The sequence below is a fragment of the Glycomyces tenuis DSM 44171 genome (assembly GCF_000427885.1).
Taxonomy (GTDB): Bacteria; Actinomycetota; Actinomycetes; order Mycobacteriales; family Micromonosporaceae; genus Glycomyces; species Glycomyces tenuis.
Map to the genome: position 1 here is coordinate 131,884 of NZ_ATYW01000001.1, position 11,968 is coordinate 143,851.

Genomic DNA, 11,968 nt, shown 5'->3' on the forward strand with positions numbered 1-11,968 from the left:
GATTCAAGGCCAGTACTGCGTCCAGCCGATAAAGCTATCGAGAGAAAGAGAAACGCAATGAGCGACAAGAAGAACGTGGTCATCCGGCTCAACAGTGGCCGGGAAATCGCCACTGAGGCGACCTGGCAGACCTGGACCAATATCCGCCAGGAAATCGAATCGTACCCGTCGATCGAGCTGGTCAAAGACGGCAAGGTGGTAGTCGTTCTGACTCGTCAGATCGAGTCCATCGAAATCGACCGCTAAGCGGTTTGGTAGAGCGATCGGCAACCTTCGGGGTTCGAGGCCCCGACGCTCACGACGCAAGGAATACCCAGCATGAATGGCTCATGGGCTAGTACTGCGTCCAGCCGATGGGGCAATGACAACGAACGGAAATGAGGTCGAATAATGCAGCATCTTCGAGTGGTCTTCGACAACGGCGTGGATGGACGCGAGGACGTCAAACACTTCCGCACCACCAATGAGAACGTCGCCGCCATCATGGCGGACATGAAATCCGGCCGGATGACGGTTATCGAAATGCACGAACGGTTCGACGACCGGATCGTGAAGGTCTCGACCACGATCGTTCGGATTGAGCGAATCAAGCTGATCGAGATCAAGGATGCGTGAGCTGGCGACAGCTTACTGGTAGAGCGATCGGCAACCTTCGGGGTTCGAGGCCTCGACGCTCACGCGGTAATAGCAATCACGAATGGAAACGAAAGGAGGAGTGTATATGTTCCGTGCCGAATACGACGACCCGGAAGGTGGCCGCCATGGCGGTTTGCCGACCTTCAATTACCGCCACGCACCGGGCGGACTGTACACCCGCCGACAACTGGCCTTGATGGGCCTGACTCCAGGCCGTCAGCCGATAGCGGCTCAAATCTTGTGGCGACGCGGCAAACGAGTCGCTTACCTCTACCGGAAAGACCTGGCGCGGCCGAAACGGCCCGCCACACCTGCCCAATTGCGGGCATTGATGAAAGCGTGGGTCGTCTTGTCGACCTGCCCGTCCTGCGGGACCGAATACGACTACTACATCCCGAGGCGCTACGGCGAATGCCTCGACTGCTTCGACGGAAGAAAGGCCAACTGATGTACGGAAACGTCTACTGCTCCACCTGCGGGCAAGGGTTCGACGCGTATGAGTTCAGCTTGCCGAACGGCATGTGCGAACGCTGCGAACAGCTCCGGGAACTGGAACCGGCACAGGCCGGTCTGGAATGCCGCGACTGCGGCGACGCACTTGCGACCGGGGAAGCCTCTGAGTCCGGCCTGTGCGCCATCTGCGAATGGGAGTTCATCACCGATCTCATGACCTGCAACGCCCGGATCCGATCGGGCGAATGCGGTCAGATCGCCTGCGATGCCTGTCCTGTGGCAGAGGTGCGGGGCGACCGTGTTTGAAGCGTTCGCCAATGCGATGCCGCTGCATCGGGTCGCACGAGTCGACTCGAAACCGCCGTGGATGGACGATCTGGACCTGATGCGGTTCTTCTGCGTCATGTGCAATCTCGCCATCTCCGGCACGCGACTGGCTGACGATGACCGGCACGTGTTCGTGACGATCCCGGCCCCTGGCTGGGACTACCTCGACTGCATCGTGTGCGGGATTTCCACCGTGCCGACCGTCGAGCACTCCAAGAAATGTGACTACTGCAATGGCCTGCCCTGGTGGCAGGTGCGGGAACTCAAGGAGGTCCTGTGACCGTACAAGAACAGCACGCCCCGCGTGCGACCGAACTGGAAACGGCACACGCCGTATCTCCGAACACACCTACCGATCCGCCGAAATGGCGGCGCCTCGGGCGCAAAGGGCAGCAGCCCAAACGTACACCGAAGGTCCGGAAGACACCAAAGGTCAAGCAGCCGTCGAAGCGGCCACAGCAGCGGCAAAAGTCGCATCTGCTCAACTCGCAGCGGCGGGGCGCTTCGGCGGTCTCGTGGCTCGCCTTCGGGCTGGGCATCATCGTGTCCGTCGCGGCCAACATCGGACACATCTGGTTTGTCACCCGGCCCGAGGCCGAAGCGATGATCTCAGCCATGGTGTTCGCCGGATTCTGGCCGATCGCCTTGGCGGTCGCGGTTGAGGTGCTCTCGCGTGTGACCTGGCCCGGATACCTCAAGTGGCCCGGCATCGCCGGAACCGCTGCGGTCGGGACGGTTGCCTTGGTGGTGTCCTACCGGCACATGAACGGGCTGCTGCTGCACTTCGGAGAGTCCGAACTGTCGGCAGCGCTTGGCCCGATCGGGGTCGACGGCCTGCTGATCGTCGGCGGCTTCGCCATCCTCGCCATCGGCGAGACCAATCGATCGAGCCGACCACCGCAGCACGGTCACGAATCGGCCGACGACCCGGCAGCGGCTACCACCACTGATGAACCCGAGGCGTCGAACACCTTCATCAGCTTCGGCAACTTCGGTGAAGGGCGGTGACCGCAATGGTCGAGAACCGCGAGTTCAACGCCTTCGCCCGGCGCATCATCCGCGCCTACGGCAAACGGGTCGCCTCCGGCGACGTGGACGCACTCCCCGAGCTGATCGAGCTCGCCGCCTCACTCGATGAGGCCATCACCGAAGCGGTCAAGGGCCTGCGGTCCGAGCCGTTCAACTACTCCTGGACCGAAATCGCCGACCGCATCGGCATGTCCAGGCAGGCCGCCCAGCAACGCTGGGGCCGGTCCATCCCGCAGCAGCGGAACCCGAAATCCGACACCTAACCAGTGCCCCGCCCGACCACTCCTGATCTGCAATCCGAGTCGTCCGGGCGGGGCCAGGCCCCTACGCGCACCACGAGAGGAGGACACCGACCATGACTATCACTGCCACCGCTCCGGCCATCGATCCGGGCATCGCTCGTCAGATCATCGACCGCGAGGCCACGACCGGGTGGGATGCCTGGCTTGCCCATGTCGCCGGTACCGGCGGGTGCGCCTCCCCGATCCGGCTGCGCGGTGACCTCCACACCGCCGACGCTGCGACCGGTGAAATCCTCTCCGCTCGTTCTACATCTTCGATGCCTGATGGTGTGCTGTACAAAGCCTGCGGGACTCGCCGTGCCGCTATCTGCCCGACCTGTGCCAAGACCTACCAGCACGACGCGTTCCACCTCATCCGCGCCGGCATCACGGGCGGCAAGTCCGTCCCCGAGACTGTGGCCGGACACCCGGCCGCCTTCGCCACCTTCACCGCCCCCGCCTTCGGCCCTGTCCACACCCGCAGCCTCACCGCCTCCGGCCAGGTGCGTCCCTGTCGTGCCCGCCGTGATGCCGAGACCTGCCCGCACGGTGTCCGCCTCTCATGCACCGCTCGGCATGGTGAGGACGCTTCCGAACTGGGACGGCCGCTGTGCCTGGACTGCTACGACCACGAGGCACAGGTGGTCTGGAACGCCTTCGCCGGGGAGCTGTGGCGACGCACCCGCATCACCGCCGACCGGGCCCTCGCCCGCCGCGCCAAAGCCGCTGGCATCGACCCGGCCACTGTGCGGCTCCGCTATGTCAAGGTCGCTGAGTTCCAGCGCCGGGGCGCGATCCACTTCCATGCCCTGATCCGCCTCGACGGCCGCATCCCCGGCGACGACTCGATCATTCCCCCGCCGCCCGGCCTCGACGCCGACACCATCGCCGCCGTACTCGCCGACGCTGGCTCTTCGACGGTCTTCGACACCCCCGAACACCCCACAACCGGCCGGTCTTGGACCATCCGATGGGGCTCCCAGCTCGACGTGCGCACCATCGCCCTCGGCGGCGGCGAGATGACCGAGGGCCACGCGGCCGGATACCTCGCCAAATACGCCACCAAAGCCACCGAGGACACCGGCCACCTCTCCGGCCGCCTCACCGAGACCACTGTCGCCGCCTACGCCGACCCCGAAGGCGATCACATCGCCCGGCTCATCCACGCCTGCTGGAGCCTGGGCACCGTTGCAGGGGACTGGGCTCGGCTGCGCCGCTGGGCCCACATGCTCGGCTTCGGCGGCCACTTCATGACCAAAGCACGCGCCTGGTCGACCACCCTCGGCGCACTCCGCGAAGCCCGCGCCGCCTGGGCCCGCTGTCAACACGCCGTTGACAGCCCAGAGCCTGATACGACCGTGTTGGTCAACTACCTCCGATACGACGGCACCGGCTGGCACACCGAAGCCGATGCCCTCATGGCCTCCTCGGCGGCGGCCCGCGCCAGGGAGCAGCGACAGCTTGCCCGTGAAGCTTTGGACGAACTGAACACTATGGATTGATTGGAAGTGAACATTATGGATGAAAGGATCGTTCTCAAACCGCGTTGGTACACCATGGCACAGGTCGCCGAGCTGCTCGGCTACAGCCTCGCCAAGGTCAAGACCCTCGTCTACTCCGGCGAGCTGCGCTCGCTCAAAGACGGCGGCAACCGGCGCATCCTCCCCGAATGGGTGGACGAATACGTGACGCGGAAAGCTGCTGCGTCTGAATCGTTGGAGCTGGTGGCATGAGCAAACGCGCCAAGGGTGAAGGCTCCATCTATCCGCACGGCGACGGCTGGGCCGCCTACGTCTGGGTCACGACGCCCAGTGGTGAACGGAAACGCAAGTACGTCTATGGGAAAGAACGGAACGACGTTCACGCCAAGTGGATTAAGCTCCACCAGGCCGCTGTGCGCGGTGCCGTCGAAACCAAGTCCAAGACCGTTGAACAGTACATGCACTACTGGCTCCAAGAGGTCATCAAGCCCAATCGAGAGCCGAAGACCTATGACGGATACGAACGGTTCACACGACTGCACATCGTGCCGTGGATCGGAAAGAAAAAGCTTGATCGGTTGTCGGCCCGTGATATCCAGCAGTGGGCAAACAAGCTCGCCACGGTGTGCCAGTGCTGCCAACAGGGCATTGACGAGCGACGCTTGCCGCATAAATGCTGCGCAAAGGGAGAATGCTGCCGAAAGACTTTGTCCCCCAGAGCTATCAGTGACGCGCGAACGGTACTCCGCTCGGCACTGTCTCAGGCGGTCACTGATGAGTTGGTCGAGGTCAATCGCGCCATGCAGGTGCGTCTGCCCAGCGGCCGAAAGCGCCGCAAGAAGGCGTGGACCACCGATGAAGCCCGGCGGTTCCTTGAGCATGTCCGTACCGATCCGCTCTATGCGGCCTATCTGCTCGTGCTGGCGATGGGCTTGCGCAAGGGCGAAGTCTTGGGCCTGACTTGGAGCAGCCTCGATCTGGAAGAGGGAGCACTCGAACCGTCGTGGCAGCTCCAGCGGGTCATGGGTGAGCTGTTGCACAAGAAGAAGGCGAAGACCGAGGAGTCCGAGAACGCCTTGCCGATGCCGGACCTGTGCATCAAGGCATTGCAGGCGCGCCGGGAGCGGCAGCAACGCGACAAAGCCAAGGCTGAATACTGGCATGACTCGGACTTGGTCTTCACCACCAAGTTCGGAACACCGATCGAGCCGCGTAATTTCCATCGGTACTTCGTCGGTCAGCTCGAATCGGCGGGATTGCCTCGGATCTCGGTACATGATGCGCGGCGCACCTGTAGTTCACTGCTGGTGGATCTCGATGTCCACCCTCGGGTCATCATGGCGATCATGCGACACTCGGACTTCAAGATGACCATGGAGGTTTACGCGCAAGCCTCCAACGAGGCCACCAGGGAAGCGCTTCGGAAGCTGAGCGAGAACTTCGAGGTCAAGGACTAGCGTTGCTGTAAAACACTGCTGTAAACACAGTCAGGGCCGGTATCCCGATGATGGGAAACCGGCCCTGACCTGCATGTTCTTTGGTCGGGTTGACAGGATTTGAACCTGCGACCCCCTCGTCCCGAACGAGGTGCGCTACCAAGCTGCGCCACAACCCGATATTCGTTTGTCCGTGAACGCATTGGAGTGTTCACACCGAGAAGAAATGCTACCTGAGCCGGGGCTGCGACGTCGAACGGGGTCCGGCGCGGCCGGGCCCCGTCACAGTCGGCGTCTAGAGCTCGGCCGGCACGAAGGTCAGCAGACTCGCCTCGGGCGCGCACGCGAAGCGCACCGGCGCGTACGGCGACGTGCCGAGGCCCGCCGAGACGTGCAGCCACATGTCGTCCCACGGGTGCAGGCCCTTGACTCGCTTGCGGTCGATCCCGCAGTTCGTCACGAGCGCGCCGTACCCCGGCACGCACACCTGGCCGCCGTGGGTGTGGCCGGCGGCCACGAAGTCGTAGCCGTCGCGGGCGAAGTCGTCCAGCACGCGCGGCTCCGGCGAGTGCGTCAGCCCGATCGACAGGTCCGCGTCCCTCGGGACGGGGCCGGCGACCAGGTCGTAGTCGTCGAGGTCGAAGTGCGGGTCGTCGACCCCCGCGAAGTGGATGCTCAGGCCCGAGACCACCGCATCCGCCGAGGCGTTGTTCAGGTCGGTCCACCCGCCGTCGACGAGGACCTTGTGCAGCTCCTCGGTCGGCAGCGGATCACCGTACTTGTGCTCGTGGTTCGGGTTGAAGTACTGGAGCGGGTTCTTGAACACCGGTGCGTAGTAGTCGTTCGAGCCGAACACGAACGCGCCCGGCGCGTCGAACAACGGTCGCAGTGTCTTGGAGACCAGGTCGAGCGCCTCAGGGTGGGCGAGGCTGTCGCCGGTGAGAAGCACCAGGTCCGGGTCGAGCGCGGACAGCGACGCCACCCAGTGCGCCTTCCGCACCTGCCCCGGCGTCATGTGGAGGTCGGAAATGTGCAGGACTCGGATCGGTTCGGCCTCCGGCGGCAGCACCGGCACCGCGAAGTGGCGGAGCGTGTACTGGACGCGCTCGTAGAGGGACGCGTATGCGAGCGCCAGCGCACCGGCGCCGACCCCGATACCGGCTGCTGCGGCAAGGCCACGGCTGATCTTCATACCCCAACGGTAGATTGTCGAGATATGAGTGAGCTAAAGACCCAGTTGGAAACCGATATGCGATCGGCCCTCAAGGCGCGGGACAAGGTGACGCTGGGCACGCTGAGGATGGTGCTCGCGGCGATCCGCAACGAGGAGGTCGCCGGCAAGTCGGCGCGCGAGCTCGACGACGCCGAGGTCGTCAAGGTGCTCATCAAGCAGGCGAAACAGCGCCGCGAGGCCGCCGAGGCGTTCCGCGAGGGCGGGCGCGAGGAGTCGGCCGAGGCCGAACTGGCCGAAGAGGCCGTGATCAAGCGTTACCTGCCCGAAGAGCTCACTGAGGCCGAACTCACTGCGATCGTGCGCGCCGTGATCGCCGAGGGCGGTTTCTCCGGCCCGAAGGACATGGGCAAGGTCATGAAGACCGTCCAGCCGAAGGTCGCGGGCCGTGCGGACGGGAAGGTCGTGGCCGACATCGTCAAGGCCGAGCTGGCCGGGTGAACGCCGAGGGCGGCTGCCATCCCAAACCCCCACCCACCCATGAGGGGATATAGGAGCACCATGCCACGCGGGTCCGACAGGAATCGGCCTCCGCGGGCGTTCGGAGGCGTTCGGGCGCGTAAAGCGTCTAGGCGCGCGGAGCGCGGCGCGGCCAGTGGGCCTCGGTATGTCGCCGCGCCTGGGCGTGCCGTCCGCGCAGAGCGGGGGTCGGAAAGCCGCGGACAATGGCTCTCCGGTGCGAAGGCGCGCCGCCCGCGCGGAGCGCGGGCGACCGCCGGGCCGCCGAATCGGTGGACCCGCCCCGCGCGGGGCGTAGGGCGCCGGGCCGTTCGCGGCTATCGTTGAACGCCGGGCCCACCGCATTTTCGAAAGACCTGTTCTCGTCGCATCCTTGAGGAATCCATGTCCAGCCAAATCACGGCCGAATCCGCCCGCCGTCGCACCTTCGCGGTGATCTCGCACCCCGACGCCGGCAAGTCGACCATCACCGAGGCCCTGGCGCTCCACGGCCAGGCCATCTCCTCGGCCGGCGCCGTCCACGGCAAGGGCGACCGCAAAGGCGTCGTCTCCGACTGGATGTCCATGGAGCAGGACCGCGGCATCTCCATCACCTCGGCCGCCCTCCAGTTCGAGTACCGCGGCTGTGTCGTCAACCTCCTCGACACGCCCGGCCACGCCGACTTCTCCGAGGACACCTACCGCGTCCTGACGGCCGTCGACGCCGCCGTCATGCTGCTCGACGCCGCCAAGGGCCTCGAACCGCAGACCCTCAAGCTCTTCGAGGTCTGCCGGGCGCGCCGCATCCCGGTCATCACCTTCATCAACAAGTGGGACCGCCCCGCCAAGGACGCCCTGGAGCTGCTCGAGGAGATCGAGGAGCGCATCGGCATCAAGCCCACCCCCGTGACCTGGCCCGTCGGCATCGGCGGTGAGTTCCGCGGCGTCATCGAGCGCATCGCGATCGGTGAACGGAGTGAGCCGATCCAAAAGCACAGCGGTGAACGGAGTGAGCCGATCCAAAAGCACAGCGGTGAACGGAGTGAGCCGGCCCATGGGCGCGCCGATGGCATGGTCCGCTACGAGCGCTCCCCCGGCGGCCAGCAGCTGGCCGTCACCGAGGTCCTCGACGCCGACGAGGCCGCCGCCCGCTTCGGCGATGACTTCGCCCGCGCCGTGGAGGAGTCCGAGCTGCTCGCCGAGGTCGAGGCCGATTTCGACCAGAAGACCTTCGAGGCCGGCCAGACCACGCCCACCCTGTTCGGGGCGGCCCTGGTGCATTTCGGCGTCGGCCAGCTGCTCGATCTGCTCGTCGACATCGCCCCCGCGCCGTTCGCCCGGGAGGACGTCGACCAGACCCCGCGCGAGCTCGACTCCGGCTTCTCCGGTTTCGTGTTCAAGTCCCAGGCCAACATGAACGCCTCCCACCGCGACCAGCTCGCGTTCGTCCGCGTCTGCTCCGGCCGCTTCGAGCGCGGCATGCAGGTCACGCAGGCCCAGGGCAAGCGCACCATGTCGACCAAGTACGCCCAGACCATGTTCGGCTCCGCCCGCGACACCGTCGAGGAGGCCTGGCCCGGCGACATCATCGGCCTGGTCAACGCCTCCGGCCTGTCCGTGGGCGACACCATCTACGCGGGCAGGCACGTCGAGTTCCCGCCGCTCCCGGCCTTCGCGCCCGAGCACTTCGGGGCCCTCCAGATGCACGACACCTCCAAGGCCAAGCGCTTCCGCCGCGGCATCTCGCAGCTCGACGCCGAGGGCGTCGTGCAGGTCCTGTACTCCGAGCGGCGCGGCGAGGCCACGCCCGTGCTCGCCGCGGTCGGGCCGCTCCAGTTCGAGGTGACGCTCGCGCGCCTCGCCGCCGAGTTCGACGTGCCGGCCGCCATCGACCACCTGCCGTACCAGCTGGCGCGGCTCACCGACGCCGAGGGCGCGAAGCGGCTGCTCACCGCGCCGGGCATCGAGGTGTTCACGCGCCCGAGGGACGGGGCGTTCCTGGTGGCCCTGCCGAACAAGTACCGCATCCAGACCCTCCAGAACGACTACGCGGGCATCATGCTCGAGCCGCTCCTGGCGGGGGGCCAGGGCTGAGATGGCGCGGCTGCTGACGTCGGGCGACGTGCGGGCCCTGTCCAAGGGCCTGGGAATCCAGCCGACGAAGAAGTGGGGCCAGAACTTCGTCGTCGACGCCAACACCGTGCGCCGCATCGCCCAGACGGCGGGCCTGGACGCCGACGACGTGGTCATGGAGGTCGGCCCCGGTCTCGGTTCGCTGACGCTGGCGCTCATCGAGATCGCCCGCCGCGTCATCGCCGTCGAGATCGACCCCAAGCTGGCGCTCGCGCTGCCGACCACGGTGGCGCACCGGGCCCCCGAGGAGCACGAGCGCCTCACCGTGGTCGAGACCGACGCCGCCCGCATCGGCGCCGAGCAGCTGCCCGAGCCTCCCACTGCGTTGGTCGCGAATCTTCCTTACAACGTCGCCGTACCGGTGGTGCTGCATTCGCTGGAGACGTTCCCGTCGCTGCGCAAGGGCCTGGTCATGGTCCAGAGCGAGGTCGCCGACCGGCTCACGGCCTCGCCGGGGTCCAAGATCTACGGCGCCCCGAGCGTCAAGATGGCCTGGTACGCCAAGGCCAGGCGCGCGGGCTCGGTCTCGGCCAGCGTGTTCTGGCCGGTGCCCAATGTCGCCAGTGGCCTGGTGGCCTTCGAGCGCATCGTCTCGCCGGAGGCGAACCGCGCCGAGGTCTTCGCGGCCGTCGACGCCGCCTTCGGTCAGCGCCGCAAGATGCTCCGCCAGGCCCTCAAGGGCTGGGCCGGGTCGGTCGCGGCGGCCGAGGAGATCATGGCCCGGGCGGGGATCGAACCCACACGGCGGGGTGAGTCGTTGGACATTGCGGAGTTCATCGCTCTCGCTGACGCCAAGGAGGCCGCGAATGAATGAGCAGAGCAGTGGGCAGGCCGCGCCCTCGATGCCGAACGCGGCCGTCTCGGTGGACGTGCCCGCCAAGATCAACCCGCACCTGGGCGTGGGCAATGCCCGCGCCGACGGCTACCACGCGCTTTCGACGGTCTACCAGGCGATCTCGCTGTACGACACGGTCACGGTCGAGGAGGCCGAGGAGCCGGGCATCGCGCTGACGGTCTCGGGCGAGGGCGCCGGCACCCTGCCCACCGGCGACGACAACCTGGCCGTGAAGGCCGCGAAGCTCGTCGCGATCTACGGGGGCGTGGAGCCCGCCGTCCGCGTCCACTTGAACAAGCGCATTCCGGTGGCGGGCGGCCTGGCGGGCGGTTCGGCCGACGCCGCCGCCGCGCTCGTGGCCTGTTCGCGGCTGTGGCGGGTGGAGATCGGCGACGCCGAGCTGCACCGCCTCGCCGCCGGTCTCGGCTCCGATGTGCCGTTCTGCCTCAAGGGCGGCACCGCGGTGGGCGCGGGCCGCGGGGAGGAGCTGACGCACGTCGCCTCGCGCGGCACCTGGCACTGGGTGGTGGCCACCACCGACACGCAGATCTCGACGCCGGAGTGCTTCAAGGAGGTCGACCGGCTGCGGGAGGAGGGCATCGGGCGTTTCTCGGCCGACGTGGAGTCGATCGTGCGGGCCTTCGAGGCGGGCGTCGACGCCGACGAGTTGGCGCGGCTGCTGGTCAACGACATGGAGGCCGCGGCGGTGAGCCTGCGCCCGCAGCTCGCTTCGCTCATGCATGGCGGCCTGGAGGAAGGCGCTCTGGCGGCGCACGTCTCGGGTTCGGGCCCGACGGTGCTGTTCCTGGCCTCGGACGTCAGGCATTCGGTGGCGCTGGCGCGTCGCCTGCGGATGCGCGGCGGCGCCCGGAGCGTCCATCTCGCGCACGGCCCGGTGCCGGGTCCGGCCGCCTGAGCCGGATGCCGCGCGTCGGCCGACTGCGCCTCGGCTCGGGGCGATCCGCCGCGGACGGGCGCCGGTTCGGTCATCCGGTCCGCTGGACGCGGTTCCGCAGCTCTATGGTGGAGCCGTCCTCGAAGGCCACCCGGTGGTACACGCCGGTGGGCTTGGCGCGCCTGGTGATGCGGGTGGTGCGCATGCCGTCGACCTTGCCGGCGTATCGATACGCGCCGCCGGGGATCTCGATCACGGTCTCCAGCAGCGCTTGGACGTTCGAGTCCTCGGGCGAGTCCTGCGGAGTCGGGTCGGAGCTGAAGAACTTCGAGTAGGTGCGGCCGCGGACGGTCAGGAACGCCAGCCGCCGGTCGGTGAGCACCCAGATGCCGCGGTTCCGCAGTGCCGCGGTGACCAGGCGTCCGGCGATCGATTCGCGCCCGTTCCCGCTGATGACCACCGCGGGCCGCTTCGGGCCCGAGGTCGAGTCCCTGAGCGCGACGTCGCCGCCCGCCTCGCCGAGCACCGCGAGCGCCAGCACGCCGATGACCGCGTACAGGGGCAGCCGCACGATGAAGCGCCCGGTCGATCGCGCGATCCGTCCGAAGGTGAGCGGCGGCTTGGGGATGCCGCGCAGTTGCGGCAGCCGCCATACCGGCACCTGTTCGACGAGCCGCTCGCCTTCGCGCAGCCACCCGCGTTCCAGTGCGCGTCGCGCGTCGCGCTTGAGGTCGAAGGTCGGCGTCCGTCCCATTCGGTCCCTGTCCTTCCGCTCGAATCGCGAAGGTGGAGC

General features: G+C 67.0%; 15 protein-coding genes, 1 tRNA gene and 1 pseudogene. 14 read left to right on the forward strand and 3 right to left on the reverse strand.

Annotation, left to right across the window (positions count from 1 at the left end):
- Window positions 1–57 precede the first annotated feature (57 nt).
- From YWW_RS0100680 to YWW_RS0100725, 10 genes are all read left to right on the forward strand, one after another.
- Window positions 58–246 carry a hypothetical protein gene (locus tag YWW_RS0100680; protein ID WP_026928582.1) on the forward strand — a complete coding sequence of 63 codons (189 nt, stop codon included), beginning with the start codon at window positions 58–60 and terminating at the stop codon, window positions 244–246.
- A gap of 159 nt (window positions 247–405) precedes the next feature.
- Window positions 406–615, forward strand: coding sequence for a hypothetical protein (locus YWW_RS0100685; RefSeq protein WP_026928583.1), 210 nt, complete (start codon window positions 406–408; stop codon window positions 613–615).
- Between the two features lie 106 nt (window positions 616–721).
- A complete protein-coding gene (locus tag YWW_RS0100690; protein ID WP_081687133.1) occupies window positions 722–1,084 on the forward strand; it encodes an RRQRL motif-containing zinc-binding protein in 363 nt (120 codons plus the stop codon).
- Window positions 1,084–1,395, forward strand: a complete 312-nt coding sequence (locus YWW_RS0100695) for a hypothetical protein (RefSeq protein ID WP_026928585.1) — start codon at window positions 1,084–1,086, stop codon at window positions 1,393–1,395. Before YWW_RS0100690 ends, YWW_RS0100695 begins: the two co-directional genes overlap by 1 nt.
- Window positions 1,388–1,696, forward strand: coding sequence for a hypothetical protein (locus YWW_RS0100700; RefSeq protein ID WP_155829772.1), 309 nt, complete (start codon window positions 1,388–1,390; stop codon window positions 1,694–1,696). Before YWW_RS0100695 ends, YWW_RS0100700 begins: the two co-directional genes overlap by 8 nt.
- Window positions 1,693–2,424, forward strand: a complete 732-nt coding sequence (locus tag YWW_RS35610) for a DUF2637 domain-containing protein (protein ID WP_155829774.1) — start codon at window positions 1,693–1,695, stop codon at window positions 2,422–2,424. The genes YWW_RS0100700 and YWW_RS35610 overlap by 4 nt, the downstream gene beginning before the upstream one ends.
- 5 nt (window positions 2,425–2,429) lie before the next feature.
- Entirely contained in the window at window positions 2,430–2,708 is a 279-nt protein-coding gene (locus tag YWW_RS27515; protein WP_035698981.1) for a hypothetical protein, read from the forward strand.
- 92 nt (window positions 2,709–2,800) lie between these two features.
- Window positions 2,801–4,228, forward strand: coding sequence for a replication initiator (locus YWW_RS0100715; RefSeq protein ID WP_026928587.1), 1,428 nt, complete (start codon window positions 2,801–2,803; stop codon window positions 4,226–4,228).
- A gap of 15 nt (window positions 4,229–4,243) precedes the next feature.
- Window positions 4,244–4,459 carry a helix-turn-helix domain-containing protein gene (locus tag YWW_RS0100720; RefSeq protein WP_026928588.1) on the forward strand — a complete coding sequence of 72 codons (216 nt, stop codon included), beginning with the start codon at window positions 4,244–4,246 and terminating at the stop codon, window positions 4,457–4,459.
- Window positions 4,456–5,664 (forward strand): site-specific integrase, encoded by a 1,209-nt coding sequence (locus YWW_RS0100725; protein ID WP_026928589.1) that lies wholly within the window; start codon window positions 4,456–4,458, stop codon window positions 5,662–5,664. Before YWW_RS0100720 ends, YWW_RS0100725 begins: the two co-directional genes overlap by 4 nt.
- 81 nt (window positions 5,665–5,745) lie before the next feature.
- On the opposite strand, the gene YWW_RS0100730 is transcribed toward YWW_RS0100725, so the two are convergent.
- Both YWW_RS0100730 and YWW_RS0100735 read right to left on the reverse strand, forming a co-directional pair.
- Window positions 5,746–5,822, reverse strand: a tRNA-Pro gene (locus tag YWW_RS0100730).
- 116 nt (window positions 5,823–5,938) lie between these two features.
- Window positions 5,939–6,835, reverse strand: coding sequence for a metallophosphoesterase (locus tag YWW_RS0100735; RefSeq protein WP_051325219.1), 897 nt, complete (start codon window positions 6,833–6,835; stop codon window positions 5,939–5,941).
- 24 nt (window positions 6,836–6,859) lie between these two features.
- Here YWW_RS0100735 and YWW_RS0100740 point away from each other — a divergent pair, with 24 nt between their 5' ends.
- From YWW_RS0100740 to YWW_RS27525, 4 genes and pseudogenes are all read left to right on the forward strand, one after another.
- Entirely contained in the window at window positions 6,860–7,315 is a 456-nt protein-coding gene (locus tag YWW_RS0100740) for a GatB/YqeY domain-containing protein (protein ID WP_026928591.1), read from the forward strand.
- Between the two features lie 402 nt (window positions 7,316–7,717).
- Window positions 7,718–9,406 (forward strand): GTP-binding protein, encoded by a 1,689-nt coding sequence (locus YWW_RS0100745; protein ID WP_026928592.1) that lies wholly within the window; start codon window positions 7,718–7,720, stop codon window positions 9,404–9,406.
- 1 nt (window position 9,407) lies between these two features.
- Window positions 9,408–10,259 (forward strand): 16S rRNA (adenine(1518)-N(6)/adenine(1519)-N(6))-dimethyltransferase RsmA, encoded by an 852-nt coding sequence (rsmA, locus tag YWW_RS27520; protein WP_035698983.1) that lies wholly within the window; start codon window positions 9,408–9,410, stop codon window positions 10,257–10,259.
- A gap of 28 nt (window positions 10,260–10,287) precedes the next feature.
- Window positions 10,288–11,239 (forward strand): annotated as a pseudogene (locus YWW_RS27525) (4-(cytidine 5'-diphospho)-2-C-methyl-D-erythritol kinase); the annotation flags it as partial.
- Window positions 11,240–11,266: 27 nt separating this feature from the next.
- Here YWW_RS27525 and YWW_RS0100760 read toward each other — a convergent pair.
- On the reverse strand, window positions 11,267–11,929 hold the full coding sequence (locus tag YWW_RS0100760) for a hypothetical protein (RefSeq protein ID WP_026928593.1): 663 nt from the start codon (window positions 11,927–11,929) through the stop codon (window positions 11,267–11,269).
- Between the last annotated feature and the right edge of the window lie 39 nt (window positions 11,930–11,968).